17 protein-coding genes, 1 tRNA gene and 1 pseudogene are annotated in these 24999 nt (G+C 60.4%); 8 read left to right on the top strand and 11 right to left on the bottom strand.

What is annotated here, in order from left to right; genetic code table 11:
• Positions 1-4: 4 nt before the first annotated feature.
• Positions 5-1399, top strand: a complete 1395-nt coding sequence (locus PCK14_RS18490) for an FAD-binding oxidoreductase (RefSeq protein ID WP_269939989.1) — start codon at positions 5-7, stop codon at positions 1397-1399.
• Between the two features lie 208 nt (positions 1400-1607).
• On the opposite strand, the gene PCK14_RS18485 is transcribed toward PCK14_RS18490, so the two are convergent.
• The 5 genes from PCK14_RS18485 to PCK14_RS18465 all read right to left on the bottom strand — a co-directional run bounded on the left by PCK14_RS18485 (position 1608) and on the right by PCK14_RS18465 (position 7913).
• Positions 1608-2975 carry a DUF4032 domain-containing protein gene (locus tag PCK14_RS18485; protein WP_269939988.1) on the bottom strand — a complete coding sequence of 456 codons (1368 nt, stop codon included), beginning with the start codon at positions 2973-2975 and terminating at the stop codon, positions 1608-1610.
• Positions 2976-3165: 190 nt separating this feature from the next.
• Complete coding sequence (locus PCK14_RS18480) at positions 3166-4266, bottom strand: ABC transporter ATP-binding protein (RefSeq protein ID WP_269939987.1); 1101 nt, start codon at positions 4264-4266, stop codon at positions 3166-3168.
• 181 nt (positions 4267-4447) lie between these two features.
• Positions 4448-5677: an amidohydrolase gene (locus PCK14_RS18475; protein ID WP_269939986.1), complete on the bottom strand. Its 1230-nt coding sequence runs from the start codon at positions 5675-5677 to the stop codon at positions 4448-4450.
• Positions 5674-6465: a trehalose-phosphatase gene (otsB, locus tag PCK14_RS18470; protein WP_269939985.1), complete on the bottom strand. Its 792-nt coding sequence runs from the start codon at positions 6463-6465 to the stop codon at positions 5674-5676. Before otsB ends, PCK14_RS18475 begins: the two co-directional genes overlap by 4 nt.
• A complete protein-coding gene (locus PCK14_RS18465; RefSeq protein WP_269939984.1) occupies positions 6462-7913 on the bottom strand; it encodes an alpha,alpha-trehalose-phosphate synthase (UDP-forming) in 1452 nt (483 codons plus the stop codon). The genes otsB and PCK14_RS18465 overlap by 4 nt, the downstream gene beginning before the upstream one ends.
• A gap of 183 nt (positions 7914-8096) precedes the next feature.
• Between PCK14_RS18465 and PCK14_RS18460 the strand changes: the two genes are divergently transcribed.
• The gene (locus PCK14_RS18460) at positions 8097-8996 is read left to right on the top strand and encodes a DsbA family protein (RefSeq protein WP_269939983.1); all 900 of its coding nucleotides are present in this window, start codon (positions 8097-8099) and stop codon (positions 8994-8996) included.
• 100 nt (positions 8997-9096) lie between these two features.
• Positions 9097-9170, top strand: a tRNA-Thr gene (locus PCK14_RS18455).
• A 386-nt stretch (positions 9171-9556) separates the two neighbouring features.
• Here the strand turns inward: PCK14_RS18455 and PCK14_RS18450 are convergent.
• Positions 9557-10549 (bottom strand): site-specific integrase, encoded by a 993-nt coding sequence (locus tag PCK14_RS18450; RefSeq protein ID WP_269939982.1) that lies wholly within the window; start codon positions 10547-10549, stop codon positions 9557-9559.
• Positions 10550-10552: 3 nt separating this feature from the next.
• Entirely contained in the window at positions 10553-10789 is a 237-nt protein-coding gene (locus tag PCK14_RS18445; protein ID WP_269939981.1) for a helix-turn-helix domain-containing protein, read from the bottom strand.
• 529 nt (positions 10790-11318) lie between these two features.
• Here PCK14_RS18445 and PCK14_RS18440 point away from each other — a divergent pair.
• The 3 genes from PCK14_RS18440 (at position 11319) to PCK14_RS18430 (ending at position 19086) form a co-directional block, all read left to right on the top strand.
• Entirely contained in the window at positions 11319-12089 is a 771-nt protein-coding gene (locus PCK14_RS18440; protein WP_269939980.1) for a DUF4145 domain-containing protein, read from the top strand.
• Between the two features lie 629 nt (positions 12090-12718).
• Positions 12719-17929 carry an NACHT domain-containing protein gene (locus PCK14_RS18435; RefSeq protein WP_269939979.1) on the top strand — a complete coding sequence of 1737 codons (5211 nt, stop codon included), beginning with the start codon at positions 12719-12721 and terminating at the stop codon, positions 17927-17929.
• The gene (locus tag PCK14_RS18430; protein WP_269939978.1) at positions 17926-19086 is read left to right on the top strand and encodes a hypothetical protein; all 1161 of its coding nucleotides are present in this window, start codon (positions 17926-17928) and stop codon (positions 19084-19086) included. Before PCK14_RS18435 ends, PCK14_RS18430 begins: the two co-directional genes overlap by 4 nt.
• A gap of 467 nt (positions 19087-19553) precedes the next feature.
• On the opposite strand, the gene PCK14_RS18425 is transcribed toward PCK14_RS18430, so the two are convergent.
• Positions 19554-19781, bottom strand: coding sequence for a helix-turn-helix domain-containing protein (locus PCK14_RS18425; RefSeq protein WP_269939977.1), 228 nt, complete (start codon positions 19779-19781; stop codon positions 19554-19556).
• Positions 19782-20078: 297 nt separating this feature from the next.
• A pseudogene (locus PCK14_RS18420) lies at positions 20079-21367 on the bottom strand (IS3 family transposase).
• Positions 21368-21876: 509 nt separating this feature from the next.
• Between PCK14_RS18420 and PCK14_RS18415 the strand changes: the two are divergent.
• On the top strand, positions 21877-22257 hold the full coding sequence (locus PCK14_RS18415; RefSeq protein ID WP_269939976.1) for a Panacea domain-containing protein: 381 nt from the start codon (positions 21877-21879) through the stop codon (positions 22255-22257).
• 52 nt (positions 22258-22309) lie between these two features.
• Positions 22310-22729, top strand: a complete 420-nt coding sequence (locus tag PCK14_RS18410; protein WP_269939975.1) for a hypothetical protein — start codon at positions 22310-22312, stop codon at positions 22727-22729.
• A 466-nt stretch (positions 22730-23195) separates the two neighbouring features.
• Here PCK14_RS18410 and PCK14_RS18405 read toward each other — a convergent pair whose 3' ends face one another.
• Both PCK14_RS18405 and PCK14_RS18400 read right to left on the bottom strand, forming a co-directional pair.
• Positions 23196-24005: a hypothetical protein gene (locus PCK14_RS18405; protein ID WP_269939974.1), complete on the bottom strand. Its 810-nt coding sequence runs from the start codon at positions 24003-24005 to the stop codon at positions 23196-23198.
• 521 nt (positions 24006-24526) lie between these two features.
• Positions 24527-24999 (bottom strand): integrase core domain-containing protein (locus PCK14_RS18400; RefSeq protein WP_269939973.1); only part of this gene is annotated, 473 nt, incomplete at its 5' end.

Genomic DNA, 24999 nt, shown 5'->3' with positions numbered 1-24999 from the left:
GAACATGGCAGTTGAGGAACTTGGATTGAATGCGGCGTTTGGGGCGGCACTGCGGGAGTCGCTGCGGCCGGACCAGATCAGTGTCGCCGAGGGCGACCTGAAGACGTTCGCCATCGACCAGGGCCCCGTCACCGACTACAAGGAACCCGTGGCCGTGGTGTGGGCCGAGAACATCACCGAGGTCCAGGCCGTGGTGCGCGCTGCTGCCGCCCACAACGTCCCGCTCGTGACGCGCGGGGCCGGCACTGGTGTCTCGGGTGGCGCCCACGCCACGGCCGGGTCCGTGGTACTCAACTTAACACGCATGAACCAAATCCTGGAGATCAACCTGGCGGACGAGATCGCCCGTGTGGAGCCCGGCGTCATCAACGGCGACCTCAACACCGCCGTTGCTGCACACGGGCTCATGTTTGCCCCGGACCCGGCCAGCTTCAAGATCTCCACGATTGGCGGAAACATCGCCACGAACGCCGGCGGGCTGCGCTGCGCCAAGTACGGAGTCACCCGGGACGCAGTGCTCTCGCTGGACGTGGTGCTGGCCGACGGATCGCTCATTCACACGGGCCACCGGACGTTCAAGGGTGTGGCCGGCTACGACCTCACAAGCCTGTTCGTCGGCTCCGAGGGGACGCTGGGCATCGTGGTGGGGGCGACCGTGCGGTTGAAGTACCTGCCCACCATTGTGCGCACGCTCGCCGTGTTCTTCCCGGACGTGCAGTCTGCCGCAGCGGGAGTGCTGGCCCTGGGCGCAGCCCGTGTGCAGCCCTGCATCCTGGAACTGCTGGACGGACCCTCGCTCAAGGAGCTGGACTTCCGCAACGGCAGCAACCTCTCCGAACGGGGCACGGCGCTGCTGCTGATCCAGTTCGACGGGCTGGCGGCCGAGGCGGAAGAGGCGATTGCCGCCGCGGAACTGTCAAAGCTGGGCGGCTCGGTCAGCCGGGAAGACCCGGAGGAGGCGCAGCGGCTCGTGGACCTGCGCCGCAACAACCGCGGACTCGACGTGGACGCCGAGAACCGGGTGGGGGAGGACGTGGCCGTGCCGCGCTCGCAGTTGGTCCACTACATCACGGCGCTGGAGGAGATGGCGCAGCGTCATGGCGTGGAGCTGCAGGTCATTGCGCACGCGGGCGACGGCAACCTGCACCCCACGTTCTCGGTGCCCACCTTTGAGCCGGCCGGCATCAAGGCGCTCAATGCGGCCCTGGACGAATCGATCGACAAGGCGCTGGAGCTGGGCGGAACCATCACGGGCGAGCACGGCATTGGCCAGTACAAGCTGCGCTGGCTGGCGCTGGAACAGGCCGAAGAGGTGCTGGAGCTGCAGCGTGGCATCAAGGAGCTGTTCGACCCGCAAGGAATCCTGAACCCCGGCAAGGCAATCATCTCCCGCCCCTGACCCTCCCGCCAGACGCTCCCTCACTTCTAGGTCAGTTGGGGCAGACGCTCCCTCACTTTTCGGGCAGTTTTCGCCATCCCTCCCTCAGCACGCAGGGGGAGGGACCGCCAACCGCCCCAAAAGTGAGGGAGCGTTGGCCGGAAGCCCCCATGAAGTGAGGGAGCGTTGGTGGAAAGGCCCCAGAAGTGAGGGAGCGTCGAGGGGTGGGCTAGTCCTCGAAGTCGGACTCCGGGATGACTCCTGCTTCCAGCATCTTGATGGTCTCGGTGTCGGTGCTGAGCATGATGGCGTCCTCGTCCCGGCGGTAGCGCAGGATGTTGTCCACATAGGACTGCACGGCCTCGGCGAGGGGGACGTTGCGTTCATCCTCCTGGGACTTGTACCAGCGGTGCTCCAGGACCTCGTGGACCACCTCGGCCGGCTCCAGTTTGCCGCCCAGTTCACGCGGGATGGAGCGGACGATGGGCTCGAAGATGGAGCTTACCCATTCGTGCGCGCTGATTTCCTCGTCCTTGACAGGGGTGACGTCGTTGCGGAACGAGTCCATGTCATTGAGCAGGCGGCGGGCCTGGTTCTCCTGGGCGTCGATGCCGGTCAGGCGCAGCAGGCGGCGCTGGTGGTGGCCGGCGTCGACCACCTTGGGCTGGAGCTGGATGGTGGCGCCGTCGGGCGTGGTCTTGATGGCGTATTCCTCGACGTCGAAGCCCAGTTCGTTGAGGCGGCGGATACGGGCGCCCACGCGCCAGCGGTCCTCCAGCTCGAAGGACTCCTTCTCGGTCAGTTCGGCCCACAGGCGGCGGTAGCTCTGCATGATGAGCTCGCTCGTGGCAACGGGGTCCACCTTCTCCTCGATGAGCCCGCCCTCGAGCAGGTCCATGAGTTCCCCGGCAATGTTGACGCGGGCAATTTCGAGGTCGTACTCGCGCTGGCCCGTGGACAGGTCAGGGTAGAGCTCGCCGGTTTCGGCATCCACCAGGTACGCGGCGAAGGCGCCTGCGTCGCGACGGAACAGGGTGTTGGAGAGGGAGACGTCGCCCCAGTAGAAGCCCACCAGGTGCAGGCGGACCAGCAGCAGGGCCTGGGCGTCGATGAGGCGTGTCAGGGTGTCACGGCGCAGCTTCTGCGAGAACAGGGCGCGGTACGGCAGGGAGAACTTCAGGTGCCGGGTGACCAGCACGGGGTCCAGGGGTGCGCCGGCGGGGGTGGTGCGGCCTGTGATGACGGCGACCGGCTCCACGCAGGGCACATCCAGCCGGGCCAGCTTGCGCAGCATGTGGTACTCGTGGCGGGCCACGTGCTCGGAGGTTTCCTTGATGGCGATGACCGAGCCGTCCAGGTGGGCAAAGCGCACCACATGGCGGGAGATGCCGCGGGGGAGTGCGGCCAGGTTGGCGGCCGGCCACTCCTCAAGCTTGATGTGCCAGGGCAAATCCAGCAGGCCGGGATCGGCGGCAGCGGCCGTGATGTTCAGCGAGCCCATCACCGGGGCGGGCGGCGCAGTCATGCGCGGCAGCTTGCCGATCTGGTCAAAATCGGTGGGCTCGTGGTTCCACTTGGCACCTGGTTGTTCAGTCATGCTAGAAATTCTCCCTTAAAAGGTGAAGCGCGGCTGCCTGCTGGAAAATCCAACAGGCAGCCGCGCCTTACGTGGTGCTGGTTCCGGGGTCTCGACAAGCTCGACCACCGGGAGTCCCGGGGTCTCGACAGGCTTGACCACCGGGGGTTCCGGGGTCTCAACAGGCTCGACCACCGGGACCGTGTGCGAACTAGTCGCGCGTGACGGCCTTGTGGCCCAAGCGGGCGCCGGAGGTTGCGTCGAAGAGGTGCACGTGGCCGGACTGCGGGCGGACGTGGATGGTGTCGCCCTTCATCGGTGGGCGGCGACCGTCGACACGTACAACCATGTCGCGCTCGTTGCCGTCGATGATTGCGTGGCCGTAGACGTAAGCGTCTGCACCCAGCTCTTCAACGACGTCGGCCTCAACGGCCAGGCCCTCGCCGGCGCCAACCAGCTCGAGGTCTTCGGGGCGGACACCAACGGTGACCGTGTTGCCTGCGGCTTCACCGAGGACGGCGCTCTGCACGGGGTAGATTGATCCACCGAACTTCACACCGCCGTCGACAACGGGCAGTTCCAGCAGGTTCATGGCGGGGGAGCCGATGAAGCCTGCAACGAACACGTTCTGGGGGGCATCGTAGAGGTTGCGCGGGGTGTCAACCTGCATCAGCAGGCCGTCCTTCAGAACAGCAACGCGGTCACCCATGGTCATGGCCTCGACCTGGTCGTGGGTCACGTAAACCGTGGTGACTCCCAGGCGGCGGGTCAGCGAAGCGATCTGCGTACGGGTCTGCACGCGGAGCTTGGCATCAAGGTTGGAAAGCGGCTCATCCATGAGGAAGACCTGCGGGTTACGCACAATGGCGCGGCCCATGGCAACACGCTGACGCTGGCCACCGGAGAGTGCCTTCGGCTTGCGGTCCAGGTACGCCTCGAGGTCCAGGAGCTTAGCGGCTTCCTTGACGCGGGTGGCGCGCTCTTCCTTGGAAACGCCGGCGATCTTCAGGGCGAAGCCCATGTTGTCGGCAACGCTCATGTGCGGGTACAGCGCGTAGTTCTGGAAGACCATGGCGATGTCGCGGTCCTTCGGCGGAACGTCAGTGACGTCGCGGTCGCCGATCAGGATGCGGCCGGCGTTGACATCTTCCAGGCCGGCGAGCATGCGCAGGGAGGTGGACTTTCCGCAACCGGAGGGTCCAACCAGAACGAGGAATTCGCCATCGGCGATGTCAATGTTGAGCTTGTCAACAGCGGGCTTGGTGGTGCCCGGGTAAATGCGGGTTGCGTTGTCAAAAGTTACTGTAGCCACAGCAATAAGTCCCTTCATCGGCAGGTACGTGCCGAACGATCCGTTGTGAATGGTTGTTTCGAGCATCAGGCCGCAAACCACTACTGCAGTGTGCGGGACTGACTATATGAAGTATGACACATTTTTGCCATGACCGCCGTCACAGTGGCGACGGCGGCCATGAATGTTGCGCATCTCTCGCCTAGAGAAGCTGCTGCTGGTCCGCGACGACGCGTCCGCGGTGCAGCACAGTGCGGTCGCCGGGGCGGTCCATGACGGCAGCGGCCACGGAATCGCCGGGCACCAAGACGAAACTGGCGACGTCGGACACTTGGGTTCCGGGCCTATCGGCAGTTGAGCGCAGCCCGGGGACGGAACGGTCCAGGATGGACGCCCCGCCCATGGTGGCCACGGCCACGGCATGCTCAATGAGGGTGTCCGCGCGGAAGCCGTTGGCGAAGGCCAGCTGCCAGGTGCGGTCCAGCATGTCGGCGTTGCCATAGGGGGACCAGTAGTCGCGCTGGCCGTCCTCGCCCAGGCCCACGCGCACGCCGGCCTCGGCCAACTGGACGATTGGAGGCTGGTGGCGCCCGCCGGGGGCGACCGTGGCGGTGGAGATGTCCAGCTCCGCCCAGGTCTCGATTAGCGCGCGGGTGTGGGCTTCGCTGACGCTCCACAGGGGGTAGCCGTGGGAGATGGTCACATTGCCCTGCATGCCCAGGGCGCGGGTGCGCTCGGCAATGAGGTCGGCGCTGAACAGGCCCAGCTCGCCGGGTTCGTGCAAGTGGATGTCGATGGGCAGCTGGTACTTCTCCGCCAGGCCGAACACAATGTCCAGGTGGCGCACGGGGTCGCGGTCCAGGGTGCAGGGGTCGATGCCGCCCACCACGTCGGCGCCGGCCTTGAGGGACTCCTCCAGCAACTCGGCGGAGCCCTTCTCCAGCAGCAGGCCTGCCTGCGGGAAGGCAATGATCTTCACATCCGCGCGGTCCTTGTGGGTTTCGCGGGCGGCCACCACGGCCTCGAAGCGCTCCAGCTTGCAGTCAACGTCCACCTGGGCGTAGCTGCGGACGCGGGTGGTGCCGCGTTCAATCATCATCCGCAGGGTGGTCTCGACGCGCTCGCCGATGGTGGCCTCCGCATTGCGCCAGTTGTTGCGGTCATTGAGCATCATGCCCCACACGCCGGGCGCGCCCGTGTGTTCGCGGAACGGCAGGCCCAGGCGGGTGGAGTCCAGGTGCACGTGGACGTCGGAGAAGCTGGGCAGCAGCAGCCGGCCGCGGCCCTCAACAACTTCTCCTTCGGGAACGGCTGCCGGGTTGTGGGGTGCGACGGCGCTGATGTGGCCGTCGGTGACGGTGACGTCGCTGGCCTCCCCGCCCCACGGGCGGACGTTGCGGATGAGCGAAGAGTTCAAGGTGGTGCCTTTCATGCTGTGTGCGTGTGGTTCGTGAAGTCTGTGCGGGCGGCCAGGAGCAGTTCCAGGATCTCCGGCAGTTCCTGCGGGGAGTCGATGCGGAAGCCGGCGGCGGTGGTGCCCGGGCCAACTTTCACTCCGACGTCGCCGGGCTGCAGGGCGGCGAAGGCGTGCTCGTCGGTGACGTCGTCACCGGCAAAGAGGGCTGCCGTTGCCGCGCTGAATTCCCGCAGCGCGGCCAGGCCCTCGCCCTTGTTGGCCGTGACCACGGAAATTTCCAGCACCATCTTGCCAGCGGTGACATGGAATCCCGATTTGCCGTCCAGCGCGTGCGTCACATGGTCGACGGCGGCAGCCCCGTCGGGTGGGCTGGCCAGCCGGAAATGCAGCACTACCCCTGCGGGCTTGTGTTCGGCGAGGGTGCCCGGATAGAGGGCAGCTGCCTGTTCCACGGCCTCGCGGGCCAGCTGCAAGTTGGCCAGCTGCGTGGGCGTCGGTTTTAGCTCACTTGAGCCAGGACCGAGCCAGAGCTCGGCACCGTGGCTGCCCACCAACAGTGTCCGCGGGTCGGGGGCGGCGACCATACGCAAACTATCCAATGCGCGCCCGGAGATGAGTGCCGTCGTCGTGCCTTCCAGGGCGGACAGGGCTGCGAAGGCTGCCGCGCTGTGGGGGAGGGGACGGGCGTCCTCTGCGCGGTCCACGATGGGGGACATGGTGCCGTCGAAGTCCAGGGCCACAAGCAGCCGCGGCGTCCGGGCAAGGGTGAGAACGGCGCTGTGCAGTTCCTGCGGGAGGGTCATTCCTGCCGCGTTCCGTTTTGGAGGGTGGAGAGGAAGTCCTCGCTCCAGCGCTGGACGTCGTGGGTGACGATTTGGCGGCGCATGGCGCGCATGCGGCGGGCGGCTTCGGTGCGGGGGAGGTGCACGGCGCGCATGATGGTGGCCTTGAGGCCGTCGATGTCGTGTGGGTTGACCAGGAGGGCGGACTTGAGCTGGTCGGCGGCGCCGGCGAATTCGGAGAGGACCAGGGCGCCGGTGTTGCTGGCGCGGGCGGCCACGTATTCCTTGGCCACCAGGTTCATGCCGTCGCGCAGGGCGGTGACGAGCATGACGTCGGCGGCGAGGTAGAGGGCCACCATTTCCTCCACGGGGTAGCTGTGGTGGAGGTAGCGGACGGCTGTGTTTTGAATGGTGTCGAACTGGCCGTTGAGGCGGCCCACCATGCCGTCCACCTCGTCGCGCAGCAGGCGGTAGCTTTCCACGCCCTCGCGGCTGGGGCTGGCGACCTGGATGAGGGCGGCGTCCTCCACCGTGAGGGTGCCGTCGGTGAGGAGTTCGCCGTAGGCCTTGAGGCGGTGGGTGATGCCCTTGGTGTAGTCGAGCCGGTCCACGCCCAACAGGATGGTCTTGGGGTTGCCCAGGTCCTCGCGGATTTGCTTGGCTCGGGCGATCACGTCGGGGCGGGCGGCGAGTTCCTGGATCTGGGCCACGTCGATGGAGATGGGGAAGGGCGCAGCCTGGGCAATGTGGGCGGGGTTGCCGTCGTCGTCCTTGAGCTGGACGCGGGGGGCCTTGACGCCGGCGCCCACGAAGCGGCGGGCGGAGCGCAGGAAGTTGGCGGTGTCGCTGGCGCGCTGGAAGCCGATGAGGTCCGCGTCGAGCAGGCCGGAGATGATCTCCCGGCGCCAGGGCAGCTGGGCGAAGATCTCCGGGGGAGGGAAGGGGATGTGGTTGAAGAAGCCGATGCGCAGGTCAGGGCGCAGGCGGCGCAGCAGACGCGGAACCAGCTGGAGCTGGTAGTCCTGCACCCAGACGGTGGCGCCCTGGGCTGCGGCGCCGGCGGCGGCCTCGGCGAAGCGCTGGTTGACGGTGCGGTAGGCGTCCCACCAGGTGCGGTGGAACTCCGGCGGGGCAATGACGTCGTGATAGAGCGGCCAGAGGGTGGAGTTGGAGAAGCCCTCGTAATAAAGCTCAAGCTCGTCCGCGGAGAGGGCCACGGGGATGAGGTCCATGTTCTCGTGGTGGAAGGGTTCAAGGACCTCGTCGGGGGCGCCGTGCCAACCCACCCACGCGCCGTCCCGCGAAGCCATGACGGGGGCAAGCGCGGTGACGAGCCCGCCCGGGGAACGCCGCCATCCGGCGTCGGAATCTTCAGAGGAAACCCTGTCCACGGGCAGCCGGTTGGAGACGACAATGAAGTCGGAACTTCCGGGCTGGGGGACAGGCTTGGCGCTTGATTTCTTCGGCACGTGCAACTCCCAGGGGTATAGCTCGGGTTTGTGCCAGCTTAGCCGGTGGGGTGGGTGCCGCGTCACAGATGGCGCGGGGAGTGCGGGGCGCCATCTTTGGGCGTTCTCCAAGGTTTCTGTCCTAGGATTGTGGAGAACTAGCCGTGCAACGGCCTTTTTTCTTGCCCACAGACTTGAGGAACCATGAGCCCCCAAAACGAACCGCGGAAGTCCAAAGCCGAGCGGACAGCAGAAGCCCGTGAACAAGCCCGGATCATCCGCGACGCGCAGTTGAAGAAGGAAAAGCGCAACGGATGGCTGATCAAGGGCGGCGTTTTGGCTGCGGCCGTTGCCATCATTGTCATCATTGCGCTGGTGGTCATCAACACGAACAAGGCAAACGAGCCCGTGGCCGACTCCGGCCCGGTCCCGAGCAACATGAACGCCTACGGCGGCATCACCCTGGGCAAGGACGGGGCCGTCATTGCCCCGACAACCACCGAGACCACCGTGGACATCAAGTCCCTGGGTGCGGCTCCCACCGCGCCGGTGGAAAAGGCCATTGACCTGGAGAAGATTGGCATCAAGGCAACGGCCGACGGCCAGCCCGTCCAGACCGTGGTGTACTTCGACTTCATGTGCCCGTTCTGCAACCAGTTTGAGACGCAGTACGGTGCGCAGCTGAAGGCGCTCGCAAGCGAAAACAAGATCACGGTGGAATACCGCGCACTGGGCTTCCTTGACCGCTTCTCCGGCGGCACCAACTACTCCTCGCGTGCAGGTGCCGCGGCGGCGTGTGTTGCCGATGTTTCCCCGGACAAGTACCAGGCATTCCTGGACAAGCTGTTCGCCGAGCAGCCCAAGGAAAACAGCAAGGGCCTGGACAACGCAACGCTGAAGAAGTACGCCACCGAGGTGGGGGCTGCGGACATCACCAGCTGCGTGGATGAGAAGAAGTTCCGCCCGTACGTGGCCAACACGACCGGCCTGGCAACGGTGCACGGCGTCTCCGCTACGCCGACGGTGTTCATGGACGGCCAGCAGTGGCAGTCGCCGGAGACGTTCGACGACTTCTCCAAGCGCATCCTGGACGCCAAGAAGTAACTCAGTTCTTATGTGGCCGGCCCTTGCACTTCCTGTGCGGGGGCCGGTTTTCATTTTTCGTGGTCTCCACGGTAGCCTTGTCTAGCGCTTGATTGCGTCTGCCTCCTTAGCTCAGCTGGCCAGAGCACCGCTCTTGTAAAGCGGGGGTCGTCGGTTCGAATCCGACAGGGGGCCCAGAATGTGCGGAATGTGCCGCTGGTCGAGCTTGTCGAGACCCGGAATTGCCGCGAAGGAATGGCCCCGAAAGGGGCCATTTTTGGCTTAACCCATGTCTTCCGCTTTCTTCCGCTGGTCGAGCCTGTACAGACCGCTCAGCCGCCCGCCCGGTGGTCGAGCTTGTCGAGACCCATAGCCACCTTCCACCGCCGGTTGAGCCTGTTGAGCCCCGGCATTTGGCTTGAAAACATCCACTATTGACCTCGTGTCGAGGGCATCGCGAAGCTCCTCAATCTAGTACTCCTGCGTCATGGACACCTTGGAGTGGCCGGCCTGATAGGCGGCCTCGGGGCCCAAAGCTCTGGCGATGAGGGTGGCATTGGCCTTTCTGAAGGTTTTCAGCGTTACCCATTCGTATCCCAGCGAGTCCGCAACCTTGCGCCACAGCTTGCCAACGTTATTGGCGTCGCACACCGTCCCGGTTGACGACGGAAAACCAGGTTCAGTGGATTGGGGGCATCGAGCTCCCGTTGGCGGTTCCTGCGTTCCAAGAGCTGCTCCACTAGGAAATCTGGAAGTGTCAGGTGGCGGATGCCGTGCTGGGATTTGGGATGGTCTTGTATTCGGACGCCGCCGGTGGTTCGGATGACCGTGGCATTGATGAACACTGTGGGTGGATCGGCATCCAAGTCGATGTCATCCCATGTGAGCGCGAAGAGCTTGCATGGCCGGGCCCCGGTCGCGATGAGGCAGTCAGCAATTTCATGTAGCTCTTGGGTGCGAGGCCGGCCAAGGGCCGGCGCTGGTTCCCAGCCAATGAGCGTTTCCCGCAGATCTTGGTATTGCACAGCATCCAGGGCCTGCGGTTTGGCGGTCTTGTTCCTCGGGATCGACACTCCGATGACGGGGTTTACGGTGACGGCATCGTGGCGAAGAGCGAGTTTGAACATCCAAGACATGACGGCGCCGCAAGTTCGGGCCGTTGAAGGGCCTGAATCTTCAACAAGTTTTCGAATGAAATTGTCAATGACGCCAGTAGTTACTTCACCAATTCGGACTTCCCCGATGGCAGGAGCGATGTACTTCTTGACGCTGTATTCGTACTTGTCTTTGGTGCGGTCGGCCCTGTCCGACGCCTGAAGTTCGGCGAGAAACAGCTGGATGAGTTCGTTGATCCTGCTCCGTGGGTTCACCAGACCGTACCGAGGGGTCTTTCGGTCGGCAAGCTTCTGCCGTAAGTTGCGGCGCGCGGCCGCGCCCGATGGGCCGCGGGCCTCCACAAGGCGTACCTTGCCGTCCATGTCGCGGTATTTGGTGCGTGCGCTCCAAGTGCCGGCCGCGCTGCGCGTAACGTTGATGTTGCCCCACGATCCAAGTGGGAGCGGTTCCCTGGACATTTCTCAGCCTTCTGCCCGATGCCATTTGGGGTCAGAGCGGAGCTCCAGCCAGTCCTCGAGGTCCGCACGGCTGACGCGCACATGCCGCCCGACCTTGTAGGCGTGCGGACCGATGCCCTTGGAACGCCACGTGTAGAAGGTTGCCAGTGGGATCTGCATTTCACGGCAGATGTCAGAGGGCGAGAGCCACTCCAACACCGTTTCGGGCGTCTTGATGACGGGCAGTTCCTGCTTGCTCATGATGTCCTCCATGAAGTTGTAGTTACTTGTACCTACTTCATGGTGATTCAGCCGGTTTACTACATGACCGAAGGATTCTTAACCGAGTAGCCGAGACGATTCGGATGGTTAGCTCATCCGGTTGTAGATAGATATCGTTGTGTGCTTCGACTTGGCTGGGCCCTTGTTCGCTGAGGAACACGAGATGACAACTACCCCGGTGTGTCCGTGTTCAAGGTCTTGAGAATAGGCAACAAGCTTCCAACTGCCCGCTAAGACGTGGTGCAGTGGAACTGTAACTTCAGAATGTTGCATTCCATCAGCATGAAACAGCAGGCCACGCAATACCGGACTCTAGGCATCGCCTACGCCGTCGCGTCGATCGCAGTAGAGCCGTAGGAAGGCGACAACATCTATCAACTCACATCAGGTCTCATGGGGCTGTGGACAGCGACGTCTCCCGAGTGTGCCAGCGGGTCCTAGCTCGTCTTTTTCATCGATTCGCCGCAGACATCAGCGCACTCAGCTGTGAAGACTATAATCTATACACATGTCAGTGGATCCGGCCCTTTCTAGTCTCGCCAAGCCCATCGAGTCCCGCCAACCATGGCCGCGTCCCGCATGCCCGAGCTGCCAGATCGGGTACATTGGTTTCTCAGCTCCCGCTGAAGACGAGGGCCACGATTCAGCCTCGGCACACAGCCATATCGCATTCGAGCCTGAATGGATTTCAGGCACGTTCGTCGTTCGCGGGCAGTGCGAGAACCCTGACTGCCAGCAGGCCGTGCACGGAACCGGTGATTACCGCGTGGACTACTCTCAAAAGTCGATCGATGGCGAGTTCGAGTACCAGGGTTCCAGCTACTCCTCTTATTACACCATCACGCATCTGCACCCACCCATGTTGATGATGCCGATCCCCAAATCTGCTCCAGACGAGGTTCGAGACGGCGTGTTGCGCGCATCTCGTGTGCTGTTCGCCGATCCTGGCCTAGCCTCGACCGCGCTACGCGCCACGGTGGAGCGGTTCCTAACCGCGGAGGGCATCTCCGCGACTGGCTCAGCTGGGCAGTTCCGGAACGCTCATGAACGTATCAAGGAGTGGCGCGACGCGGATGCTAGCCGCCCGCAGGTCGCCGACCTGTTGTTTGCGGTTAAATGGCTCGGGAACGCCGGGACGCACGAAGATTCAGACCTGACTACTATCGAGGTGCTTGACGGTGCGAGAGTGCTCGACGAAGCATTTCATCGTCTCTTTACGGGGCCGGATATTGACGCACATGCGCAGACTATCAACGCAGCCAAGGGCCCCTCCCGGTAAACCCAATCGCCATACTCCAGCAGTGTTTTCATGAGTCGGATCTACTCTTTTATCGCAGATGTCGTGCTCTGAGCCATCCGATTCAGCTGCGCTCAGTCTGCTTCATTCCGCCACGAATGCTCAAAGTTGATTTCCAGACATGGCCGCCAATACGACTGGACTGAATCCCATGGACACGGGGCGCGGTTGGCCGAAGGAGTAGACCTCGTCGCAAATCGAGGCACCCGAGATCACATTTACTTCCATACAGTGGCGCTGGGTAAGAGTGCCGCTTTACATGCATTTAGACGCGTCCGGGGAGGGCACGGCTTTACGCAGCCGGTATCCCATCTCCCAGAATGGCACGTCCTTCACCTGCAGTTCACGAACCGATTAAGTCACGTGCTGCAGCTACCAGGTGGCATCTGTGACTGGCATCAGGATACCGGGCAGGCTGGGCCGACCGGTACACGACCTAATGGAGTGTCTATTCCCCTACAAGCGTGACTACAATGAGCCCTACAAAGTGAAGCATACTATTCGCTCGGGCTGGCCGCAGAAGCCATCTAATTTTTCGCAGGTGGGCGTGCCATTGTCGTTCGAAACAAGGAGTTTCGGACGAGCGGAAGCAGAAGGGCAGATACAACGCGATGAGTCTCGGTCCAACCCACCACGGCTACTTCTATCAAGACCTCATCACAGCAGTCGCCCTCGTTGACCTCCTCTTGGGCATTGCGGAAACCGTCACGGTTGACACCAAGGGGTTCGATACGGATCGGTTTGACGACGTCAACATCTCATATGTGAACAAGACCCGGGTTCGTCTACAAATCAAGCACACAACTACAGACCGTCAGCTGTCGAAAGAGACGTTCTCCCAAGATGGCAGAAGCCTGAAGCTCAACAAGGTTTTCGACTCCCTACTCAAAGACCTAGCCACGTCTCCAGCGACCACATACCGAATTGTCGTCCGGGACCAAGAGCCAGACGACACTCTCGCAGCCGTCTTGAAGCCTGTTGACTCGTCCGGCCGGCCGAACGCCCCGCTCCCAGGCATCATAACGGCGATGTACCGGTTCGAACCTGCGGCGCTGCGCGTCAACAAGCCATGGGCCGAGCTGGTCAGGCACCTCAGCGACGACGACCTCGGCAGTGCCTGCAGCAGTCTCATCGTTGACACTGGCGCACCGGCCTCAACCATCAGCTTCGCTGACCCGGGGCCCGCCGAACGCGCTCTTCTCAGACGCGTCCGAGAAGAGCTTGGAGCAGGTCGCACCCCCAACACTGACGTCACTCCCGAATTCGCGGCATACGCACTCATTCAAGCAGCCACTTCTGCGCGTGTAGTTGATACCGGAGTCGTCCGGCGCGATCTTATTGAACCGCGTCTCGGGATGCGTGTCGACTTTGGGGCCGTCACTGCGGGCCACCCAATCGAGACTGAAGTTGCTGTCGCTCGCGTTGGCGCAGCGGCAGAGGTCAGTAAACATATTGACAACACTGCAGCGGCTGGTGGGCGAATCGTCGTCGTGGGCGAGCCAGGTGTAGGGAAGTCGTGGCTATGCGAAGAGCTTGCGAATAGGTACCGAGACAATGACTGGGCGGTCGCGCGCCACCACTGCTGGCTCGGATCAAGCGACGATCACTTGCAGGAACGAGTTCTGACTGAGACAGTCATCGGCAGTCTACTCGACCAGCTCGGACACGCGGTCCCTGAAGCAACCAATGACCTGCGCCCCAAATTCGCCACGAGCATTGAAGCACTCGAATTGGCGCTAGGGACCTGTCGCAAAGCCCAACCTGATAAACAAGTTCTCCTCGTCGTCGACGGCCTCGACCATGTAGACCGAGTCGTTGGTCGCAGCACTAACCAGCAGAAAGACCCCTCATTTCTCTTGGTCGAGGAGCTTGCCGCCATCAACCTCCCGCCTGGCGTCTGTCTGCTTATCGCGAGCCAGCCTGGAATCCATCTCGAACCAGCGGCCCCAGCCTCCGAACGTATCTTGATGCCGCCAATGTCCCGAGCCGAGATCAAGGCACTCACCGTCAAGCACGGCCTACTCGAATCGCCTGACGGCACCGGACCCGTAAGCTCGTCTGATGAGACCACCATCATCACGTTGGTTCATGAACGGTCCAGCGGAAACTCGCTCTACGCGACGTACCTGTGCAAGCTCGCACTTGGCGCGTCACCGCTGGATGACACTCCGGGTCCGCTGACAGTCAGTGAGCTTATCCACCGTCTAGAACTCGTCCCAGACACTGCCACGACGGTCGATGAATACTACGAATATCTCCGAGACGCGATGACCCCTGACCAACGCTTTGCCACAGACACGCTCGCGCTGTGCGACTTTTCGCTCACCCCCGACGAACTGGCAGAACTTGTCGGGTCACCCATCAAAGCCATTGTCATTCCCGCCCTCCAGACGCTTGCCCCAGTTCTGAACACCCAGAAGGGACTGGGCGGGTTGCGGCTCCACCATGAGAGTTTCTCACGGCATATCGTCCGCGACATTGATCACGAGACAGCGACTTCCATTCGAAGGATTATCGTGATGTGGCTCGATGGTCGCGGATTCCTTACTGACTCCCGTGCGTTCCGCCACTTGCCTGACCTTCTCGCGAATCTTGATGAATACGCTCAACTCACGGCACTGGTCGGTCCACACTTCGTAGCAGACGGCATTAGGCAGTTCCACTCTCCAGATGCTCTTCAACGAGCGCTCTGCGTCATCTCACGCGAAGCTGAATCACGACTCGACTGGCCAACCCTCGTCAAGTGCATCGAAATACGCAAAACCATCGACACATATGAGAATGAAGCACTCGCCGACACCATAACCGAGTATGCCGACATTATCGTGAAAATCCTCGGGGCCGAGACCGTTTCAGAACGCCTTATTTACAATGGCCGGGCCACGTTCTCCCCGAAATGGGGTCTCCGCGTTTGTGATGCCGTCGACCGAGCCGGCGCAGCCGCCCCATGGAAGGCATACATCGAGGGGTGGGAAACACAACGCAAGATTGAACGGAGCGGCTACTCCTCCGACAGCGACGGAACACTCCAACTAGCCGCCCAACGCGGAGCGCTTAGACTCCGTGCCCAACGACAAGACATCGACCCGACCCTCATTCCAACAATCGCCGAACACCTAGAAGGCGAGCTTGATGCTTCTCTGCCCGATCTCGTGGCAACTTTCACGGCAGGACTGCCTACGGACTACATGCCCCGGGTCGCGGCAGCAATGACCAACCCGACCAACGCTGCGACGACCTACCTGACGCTCGCTGGACTCGCCGCTGACGGAGCAATCGGGCTCCCGGCCCCCCACGATCTGGCACGCCAAGCGTGGGAACTTGACCCTACGCTCGATGCCATCGGGTACATGCTCCACGGCATCGCCGCACAAGACGTTGTTTCTGGACTCGGCATCACCGATCTCGATTCTGAACTCGGAGCGGCCACGGACGTCATCCTCAAGGGTGGGAGCGCCAATGAACCGGAAGTCAGAAGATGGCACACTCTCCTAGTACTTGCGCATTCCATCGACCCATCTTGCGTGTTAAAAGTCGGCGTAAAGTTGTCTGGCGTCGGATTCTACCGGGCATGGCTCCGCTACACGGTGGCAACTATCGGAATTGCAGATGATGTACGCGTCGGTAACATGGCACCAGAAACCGCGTCAACTGCAGTTGTCGTTGCACTTGCTGACCTCGTCGCCGAAGCCAATGCATTCACCGGAGAGCCGCGCGCGTGCGACCTCTACTTTATTCACCCCCTCATCCACCAAGTGCTCGAGAACTCGCTCACCGTCGTACGGGAATCAGATCTGGACACAGTTCTCGACCACCTCATCGCAATAGGTGATGGTACAACAACGACTACAAACTTAGGCCTCGGCGAAAGTGGTCCACTGACCACTAATGACCTACTTTCAGTCCTCGCACATGTCTCCCATTACATCGGCATCGGGGCTGTTTACTCCCTACTGGCCATAATCCGTGAACGCCGCAACGACGACCACACAGGCTACAGTCAACAAGCTGCGTTTGAGCTTGAGACGGCCCGTATCTGCATTGCCGCAGGAGCCATCGAGGAGGCACACGAGTGCTGGAATCGGGCGACCATACTCCTCTCTAGCTACGGTGGTCACAAAGACCCCACGCTCTCTGAGATCGTCGCAAGCATCAAGGACATTGAAGGCGTGTCGGAAGCGCGAGCTCGCCTGGCCAAAATCGTCGACCTGGTCTACTTGGTACGGCAGCATACAGACGGCCGCGACACGTCGCACTATGTCACCCAATGGTGGGAGATTGCCGCGGCTGTCGACCCTGTCGCCGCTACTCATGACGCCGCTGACCTTTATCTCGACACCATTGGATTTGAGGACGCCCGAGCAGATGCAGTGCAGACTTACCTGCTGCAGAACTACCGCGCGACAGCCGACCCTGCAGCCCTCGCCGCGCTCCGGCTCACCACCAGTATTGCCTGGCGATCACCATCGGTTGATCTAGACATCCTCAGTCAGCTTGAAACTGAGCGAGGGAAAAGTCAATCCGCCGACACGATGCTCGCCGTCCTAGCCAACAACATCGCAGCGTCGTACGACGATCAACCGATGCAGTACTCGAGCAACCAATCCAAAGAAGTCGTAGACCAAGCGCTTATCCAAGCTGTGGTGAACCTAGGTGGCCCCGAATTCGCTCCCCGAGAAGCGCGCCCAGACCCAGAAAACCGCACCTCGTTCTTCGAGTCGGAACACTCACCAGACACGCATATGCTCCTCAAGCGCCTAACTGCAGCTCAACGCCCGGAGGCCCCTGAGGGCCGCGCTGGTGCCATTAGCATTGCCCATGCAATCGACAGAGAACGCTATCAAGACGCACCTGCCACATGGGATATCGACGCAGCCACCATCTCAATTGGCTACCGCATTCTTGAATTGACTGTAGCCAAAGGGCGTGAAGCTGGGTTCGCGCTCATCGACGATATCTCCCGCGAGATCTCCACATTCTCCGGCAACGATATTTTCGCCGATCTCGGACGGGGACTTGCCGCCCACACTGACACCGACCCAGCGGTTGCTGAGGTAGCCAGCTACTGCCTCGTCACCGCATACCAGCGCATCCGAGGCATCGGAGGCTGGCGACACTTCGCCGACACGGAACGCCGAGCACTATGGGAGCAAGCCCACGCTCTCGATGCAGACACCGCCGAGCGTGCTCTCGCCGCAGCGGTCACCAACCGTGTTGCCGCTGCGTCATACGACTTCTACGGAACCAGCCACGGCCTCATTGCCGCATTCGCCGCACAACCCGCAACTAGCCCAGGGGGAACGGCCGCCGATTGCTGGGACGCAGCTTTCGATATCATCAGTCACCGCCTCCCCGGGACTGCCATGACGGGTACGCACTCCTATACGCCTGCGCCGATTCCCGAGCAGGATGAAGACCTCGCCATCGCCATATCGACACTGGCGCTTTCAACCGTCTGTCAGGCGTCACGAGAACAAATACGGCTCTCATTGGTAGCTGCCGCGTTCCTCCTGGCCGTCCGCCCGCGGATAACCCAAAGAGCACTCGCGTACATACTCCGGAAGGACTTAGACTCTGGCCGCACCGCTTGGCTACTCGAAACCGTTCGCGTGAACTTGCCAACCGGCAAGCTCGAAGACGACCTAGCTGCGGAACTTACCAGGCTCACTTTGAGTGACCGGCTGTCTGTCCGAGTGCTAGCGGGCCAAATTTTGGAGGTCCACGGATGCCCCGTGCCTGAACCGCCAGCTAGCACCCCAACACCGTACGTAAGTGCGGCATTTCACGCCATCGACAACAATCCCGAAGCAGTAGCAGAATGACCCGGAACAACCCACTAGAGCAGGCTGAAGATCTCGTCCGCCTGCTTCTGAACGGACGCCTTGCCCACGCCAACGAGCCACCCGGAGTGCGTGATTCAGTGGTACAAAAAATGGTCGGTCAAGCCGAGACCATCAATGAACGAACCAGAGAACAGATCGACCAGCTCCGGTCGCCATCGTCACGCAGTTTTCCTGACGCTTACCTCAACTACGAAGAAGAAGCCGAGAACGCTCTCCAACAGGCAGCCGCCGGCGGCAAGGTGATGTACCTCCGGGAGGGCTTCCTGATTGACGACACCCGGAAATTCGAAGCGGCCTTCGCGTTCGCACTTTCCCCATCAGCCCGATGGGCTTCGCTCCAAGAGTCATCCCGAGTTCCGCGGCCAACAACCCGCCACCACCTCCTCGCCCGCTCTCTGACTGCTATTCCTTGGCAAGACAACGAGGACGAGTGGCCGCCACCGACCGCGATCGATCTTGACCGCATGCGGAACCTTTCTGGGCAAGATGCAGAGCCAGTCCGTGTCGCTGAGAAGCCTTTCAGCTCCTGGGTTCAACTTGGAATGTTGGAACGCCAGGTCACCTTGGCCAGCAGCTATCCTAAGCAGCCAAGCCGCCAGCTACTGATCTCATCTAGCCTCGAGATTGCCGAAGAGCCGATTCCGATGGGCTCGATGCCACTCGGAACCAGTCGGCCCAATATTTGGCTGACCACATACGATCATCTACTCCCGGGCATCGACCAAGCCTCAGCGGCGGAAATACTGGAAGATTTCCAAGGACCGCTGTCTGCGATGGCCAGCTACCGAGGCCAGCGGGGTGAACCTCACCGGCACCGTGGTGTCGGGCTGCACCCATTATCTCTCGTTCCTAGATTCGAAATCGTGGCGTTTCTGAACCTGCGCCCAGAGTCTCCGCCAGTTCGTCACTGCCTCGTTGATGACCAAGGGCCAGCTCTGGTGGGACGCAATTGGCGTGGATTCCTCATCCATGACGGTAGCTACTCACCTCTTACACCGGCAGTCCATGGCACAGACCTCATCGTTCGTCCGGACCTATACGAACGCCTCGAAAAGGCACTCGGCAAGAACCGCATCCAGTCTGGCATCGCAGCGCGGCACTTCGAAGGTGAAGACGACGACATCGAAGATAGCTGAGGTGCAACCTCAAGCAACGCGGCGGCAATTGATTTCGCCAATCGGGATCAACTGGGCAGCATCGAATAGCGAAAGTTTTCCGATTCGTCACTCTTGACTGGTGCGAAATACGAGTATGACTCCAACGGCATCTTTTTGGCTATGGATGCCACAATGCACGTCTGCCTTCGTGGCGTATGGAAGTAATGACGCTAGATCTGCGGCGAAGGGGGCGCATCTGCTGAAGTGGTGCCGACTGGCAAACAGGGCAGTACGCTGTGACATTCAAAGGCGAATGCTTGACGACGGCAGCAATTGCTTCGGTGGCCAACGTGCGACGCAGCTCTCGCGTCAGACCCTCGTGACATCTGTATCCGTCGCGACCAACACTAGCAATTGCCGCTTATGCATGGAGACCCCTTGGCTAACAATGGTCGCACTGTCGAGTCTGTCGCCGAGCCATACCCTGCTGCCGACCGAAAAGATAACTAGCTGCTCGAAAAATGTTCGGCGTGGTTCGTCAGCCACTCTTCGAATTCAGCCCGGTCGATCCGAAGCAGCTTGCCGAATCGGTATGCCGGCGGTGCTACGTGCCTGGCGCGCCACTGGTAGAAGGTCTGCTTCGGGATACGCAATTCGTCGCACACTTCTTGCGGCGACATCCAGCGGTTGACCCCACGGGGCATTCCATCTTTGGGAGCGACGTTGGTTGTCATGGCGAGTTCTCCTTCAATTGAGCTGACTCGGTGAACCGTGGATTAGGCTGGCGTCAGCTTTTGGTTGTTCATGGGTGAAAGGCTCGCTAACAACGTTGCCATCAAGCTCTAGCAGTCCGTGGCACCCATGTCTTGCGCTGCATGGGCCAGTGCATCCTGCAGCTGCCCAATATCAACCGTGAAGAGGTTGGGCTGTCCCATAGGCGCGGACCCAGAGCGGATCACAAGCCGACATCGTAACAATTCCCACAAGTGGCGGCGCACCAGACTTGGCGGCAATGTGAACCGTCCCGGGAATCATGCCGCCGTTTTGTGGGCGGCGTCGTCGGGTAACGAGCCGGAATTTTCATCATAGTAGGTTCGCTCGGATGCCTCTGGGGTCTGGTGGTCCAGTGAGGAATGCAGGCGACTGTAGCTGTACCAGTGGACCCATCCGAAGACGACCTCAATGACATCGGATTCGGTCTTCAACGCACCGGATCTGAAGGGTGAGCCTTTGGCGACAGCTTCGTTCTTGAACAGGCCCATGACGGTTTCGGCGGCGGCACTATCGTACGCATTCCCGACACTGCCAATAGAGGGAACCAGCCCCTCAATTTCCAGGGTGTCGGTGTAGCGGATCGAGGTGTACTGACTGCCCGCGTCGCTGTGGTGCAGAAGCTCCTTGCTTACCGGCCTATTGCTGAGTTCTCGCCGCTACAGCGCCATTTTCAGGCATTGCTCCACGAAGGCAGTGTCTTTCACGGTGGAGGTTTCCCACCCTACGATTGCCCGTGAATACAGATCGATCACCAACGCCACGTAAACGAATCCGGTATACACCGGAACATAAGTGAAATCGGTGACCCAGACACGGTTGGGTGCACTGGCAGTGAAGTTGCGGTTCAGCAGGTCACCAGCGCGTTTGCCGTCCTTGCCGGGGATGGTGGTGCGGGTTCTGCGACCGCGAACCAGGCCGTTCATGCCCTCATCGCGCATCAGCCGATCCACGGTGTGTTTGGAGACCTCAAGGAAGCCCTTGCGGCGCAGCCACGCAGTCATCTTCCGGCGACCGTAAAGGATTTCTGGCCGGGGTCTTCCCTTGCCGTCTACAACCTTGAGGCTGCGCAACGTGTCAATGATCTTCGCATCCTCCATGGCACGCAGGGCCGGCAACCTGCTTTTCCAGGCACGGTAGGTACGTGCGGCAACCTGCACGCCCTGCAAGCGCAGGACGGTGCAGATCGACTCGACCGCATGACCTTCGGCCCGCTGTTCGTCGATAAACCGGCAGATTAGCGGCGGCGAGGGTCGAGCTCCCTCGCGAAGAAAATCGATGCCGCCTTCAGGATCTCGTTAACTTCCTTCAAGTCCCGATTCTCAGCGCGCAGGCGCTTTAGTTCATCCATGTCAGTCGTCGTTGGACCGTCATTCTCACCAGCATCTGTTTGGGCCTGGAGCACCCAACGACGCAACGACTCGGGACCGACATCAAGCTTCGGAGCCAGGGCCTTGCAGGCTGCAAACACGGAAGGATACTCAGAGAGCCGATCAACGACCATGCGGACGGCACGGTCACGAACTTCGGCGGGGTATTTCTTGGGCATGATTGCTATCTTTCTCAAGAAAGACAGCGGCATCAAACCCGGGACGGTTCAGTGCTCATGTTTTTGCGTGCTGGCCCGGCTCATAGCCATAGACGTACCGTCTAAACTTTGGGCAACTCGCCCGTCGTAAAAAGGCGTGCCCGATGGTCAGATTTGCATGCAAGCGCGCCGGGTGGGTGGATGCCATTTCGTCGTTTCGACGTTGCACGATAGGCAGGACCGGACTAGCTGGGGTATCCGATCGATAGACGCGGTCGCGGCGTAATTGGATGGGGTGTGTCGCGCACAACGTCTTCATGCGTTAAGTGATGTCGGCGATCCTTTTACCACAATGTCAGGCCGTGTGGTTAGACTGGTTGCACAGACTGTGGACAAGGTGTTTCACGCTATGTTTCACGGCAGAATCGCCAACGATTAACGCTGTGTAGAATCCGGCGAAGGGGGTTAAAATGGCTAACGCGCTAGACGTTGCATCGTACATCTTGGGAAAACAAGGATCGATGTCGACCATGAAGCTTCAGAAGCTCGTTTACTACTCCAAGGCTTGGCACCTGGTGTGGGAGACGAAACCCCTTTTTGATGACCGTACTGAGGCTTGGGCCAACGGTCCAGTTGTTCCTCGGCTGTACTTCAAGCATCGTTCTCAATACACGATCAGTGAGCTTCCCGATGGGGATCCTGAACAGTTGACTAGTGCCGAAAAGGAAAGCATCGACATTGTCCTCGGGCACTACGGGGAGATGAAAGCATTCGAGCTCAGCGATCTCACTCATCGCGAGAAGCCTTGGAAAGACGCCCGCGGTGACACGCCAGCTGGTCAACGCAGCAATGTAGAGATCACGGACCAAAAATTGTATGAGTACTACGATGGTCTCGTAGGAGTTGAGTAGGCCAAAGCGATCAAAAGCCGTACCCGGTTCGCCACCAAATCAAACTAAGGCCGTGTCGCAGGCTAGCAGCGTAGATGCTAGTAAAAGGGTTTGGGAATCACCGGATGCAACGTCAAACGAAAAGTTGCGCTTCCGCTTTGACCTGATCGACAACAATAATTGGCCATTGCATAAGATTCAAAGCAGCCACCACCAGCGACTGCTCAAACGGCTAAGCTATTTCGAGGGATTGACGCTCGAAGATGCAAAAAGCAATGGCAGCCTAGGGGATTACGACATGACCAAATGCCGCAACAAGGCAGCTGCGAAGATTCTCAAGGAATCCCATGAAGGTCTTGACTCCCTTTGTAAGCTCGTAATCCAACCGTCCGGGCCACTGAGATTGTTTGGCATTCGCGAAGCGAACGTCATTCATATTCTTTGGTGGGACTCAAAGCACGAAATCTGGCCTGAAGGTAAGACGGTGAAGTAACGCCTCAATAAAATCCGTCCACTGTGCGATTACTGGCCCAGGAGCCCCTTTGGGCCCCAGTCGATTAGTACAACTTTTTCGAGTGGTTGGTATCATGACTGAACCATCCCGCGAATTATGCCGCCGCTTTGTTGACGTCGTTGGCGCATAGCCCCTGTTGGTAGCACCTGTCTGGGCAGGTGGTGTCTAGTGAGAGACGTTGTCCATGAAGATGTGAGATTCACTGTCCACGATGTAGCGAGATTGCACACCAGCAACGCAGACGTGCGCTATCAACTCGGGCTATGCGCCAGTCGTCGCGGTACGTTCCCTCGCTCAGTAGCCACCAGAGCTAGCGGGCGACCAGAGGCACCAGCCAGTGCGGGTGTGTGACATCATCAGCTTTGAACTCATCGGACTAAGTTGGGCGAGAACACCATCGGAACAATCCTTTCAGGAACTGTCCCACATCAGTAGTAGACCTCAATCAACGCAGGGAAGGAGTGCGCCCATAGTCAATAGGTACTCTAATCTTCGGTGGACGATTCACGTACCCGCGGGATTCAGAACGCCGGGTCAGGACCTTTTGCGGGCCAACAATTTGCGAAATCGGGGTAGCCACCATGCCGGAGGATCTCGTCGTTACGTTCCATCCGTGCTCGTTATAGAACTTCATCAACTGTACGTCATCAGAGGCCAAGGACATCCCAGTGATCTGGGATGTGGCGGCTACAAGCATGTCATTTCTTGTGTTGCGGACAGTGCCTTTGACATGACATCCACTCATGACAAATTGGTCTGCGAGGACGGCTGCTTGCGCGGAGATTTCATTGTCCAGCGGAATCACGGCCACAATATCGTTGCGTAGTAGCTCCCATTTACTTAGAACACGCTTCAACTTCTTGCCCCTCAGGCCGCTCGTGGCAAACGCGCGGAAGAGTCCATCGAACCCCCGCTCATGCGCAATCGAAACTGCGGCGTGTCCCAGCTCCAGCGATTCCGGGCCTAGTAATGACCGTGGTGCCACTTGCCGGTCTGCGTGTTTTGAGACCGGTGAACGACTCGCATGATCACCAAACCTACGACTCATCTCATTCAGGGGCACACCCATGCGCGCGCCTAGCAAGTGCTCGTCGAGAACTGGAAGTGCGTAGCTGTACCCAGTGTCCTTACCTGGCCGTTGCATTCCAAGGAGTTCCTGAGCGGACACTGAGGAGACAAAGAACGGTTGCCGATGCTGCGACATATATTCGGCCACAATATCCGGGGCCAATAGGTTGGTATCCAATATAAGCATGAAGCCTAGCTTAGACATGATGAAGCAAAATTATCGGAACTGGTGATGACGGGGACTGCACCGAATTTACTTGACCCTTTGACTGGTGAGGAACCCAAGGCTGCCCAGGTGCCCGTTGTTGGCCTCACGAGGTCGTTTCCGGCCCGTTTCATAGTAAATTTGCTCGGGCTGTGAATCGGACTGTCAAGCCGGTTTGAGCCAAGAGTAAAGTGTTACCCATGGTATGGGTGATTCACTGGCTCTACTCGAGGTCAAGCAGCAGTCTGGAGGGAGTTCCCACCACGTCATACAAAACTCATCCATATCAGTGCAAAGTGGAGAGTATTTAGTATCACTTGTTGTTGCAATAGGACCATATAGAAAAAGGCCAAAACGGAACATTGACAGCTCAAAATGATCCCTTGTAGGTCAAGCGGGGGTCGTCGGTTCGAATCGGACCGGGGACGCGGTGTGATGTCTCGGGACATAGTTCCCACTATGTCCCGAGACATCGTTCCCACTCCTTGTAGGGGACGAAATAGTTACACCCCGGTCTTCGGATCGGGGTGTTTCTTTTTGCCCTGATAGTCCTTGCTGTCGTCAAGGATGAATTCGGCGATGATCTCTGCGGTGTCGTGGTGAATGACGATGACGTCGTTGTCCTTGACCAGGATCCGGACCTTCTCGTGTTTGTAGGCACGTCCGATGCCGAGATGGCGGAGTCTTCCTCCGTAGCGCAGGCTCACCGTGCCTGTCTGATCGATGCGATCCATGCGGGCCCGGAAGTGTTCCTGGCCTGGCAGTTGTTTCGGCACTGCTTTCGGTATTGCCCGGTAAGTCGCATCTGGTGTTCTTCTGTTCAGTGCCCGGTGGGGGCGCTGGTCGTTATAGATGTGCTGGAATTCCCGCAGCTGGGTGTTGAGTTCCTCCAGGGTCCAGGCCGCGGGTTGTCTGGCGAGCCAGAGCTTGAGGGTTTGATGGAATCGCTCGATCTTGCCTTGGGTTTGTGGGTGGT

Origin of the sequence: Arthrobacter sp. HY1533, assembly GCF_027568515.1 — a bacterium.
In the GTDB taxonomy this organism is placed as follows: domain Bacteria; phylum Actinomycetota; class Actinomycetes; order Actinomycetales; family Micrococcaceae; genus Specibacter.
The sequence above is the reverse complement of the archived record's forward strand: the minus strand, read 5'-3'. Positions and strand labels throughout refer to the sequence as shown.

Bases quoted from the DNA above. Each gene is read 5' to 3' on its own strand.
- PCK14_RS18450 (WP_269939982.1), bottom strand. From the start codon at position 10,549: ATGTCCAGGGAACCGCTCCCACTTGGATCGTGGGGCAACATCAACGTT.
- PCK14_RS18475 (WP_269939986.1), bottom strand. From the start codon at position 5,677: ATGAAAGGCACCACCTTGAACTCTTCGCTCATCCGCAACGTCCGCCCG.
- PCK14_RS18405 (WP_269939974.1), bottom strand. From the start codon at position 24,005: ATGCTTATATTGGATACCAACCTATTGGCCCCGGATATTGTGGCCGAA.
- otsB (WP_269939985.1), bottom strand. From the start codon at position 6,465: ATGACCCTCCCGCAGGAACTGCACAGCGCCGTTCTCACCCTTGCCCGG.
- PCK14_RS18430 (WP_269939978.1), top strand. From the start codon at position 17,926: ATGACCCGGAACAACCCACTAGAGCAGGCTGAAGATCTCGTCCGCCTG.
- PCK14_RS18445 (WP_269939981.1), bottom strand. From the start codon at position 10,789: ATGAGCAAGCAGGAACTGCCCGTCATCAAGACGCCCGAAACGGTGTTG.
- PCK14_RS18415 (WP_269939976.1), top strand. From the start codon at position 21,877: ATGAAGCTTCAGAAGCTCGTTTACTACTCCAAGGCTTGGCACCTGGTG.
- PCK14_RS18460 (WP_269939983.1), top strand. From the start codon at position 8,097: ATGAGCCCCCAAAACGAACCGCGGAAGTCCAAAGCCGAGCGGACAGCA.
- PCK14_RS18490 (WP_269939989.1), top strand. From the start codon at position 5: ATGGCAGTTGAGGAACTTGGATTGAATGCGGCGTTTGGGGCGGCACTG.
- PCK14_RS18440 (WP_269939980.1), top strand. From the start codon at position 11,319: ATGTCAGTGGATCCGGCCCTTTCTAGTCTCGCCAAGCCCATCGAGTCC.
- PCK14_RS18485 (WP_269939988.1), bottom strand. From the start codon at position 2,975: ATGACTGAACAACCAGGTGCCAAGTGGAACCACGAGCCCACCGATTTT.
- PCK14_RS18425 (WP_269939977.1), bottom strand. From the start codon at position 19,781: ATGACAACCAACGTCGCTCCCAAAGATGGAATGCCCCGTGGGGTCAAC.
- PCK14_RS18435 (WP_269939979.1), top strand. From the start codon at position 12,719: ATGAGTCTCGGTCCAACCCACCACGGCTACTTCTATCAAGACCTCATC.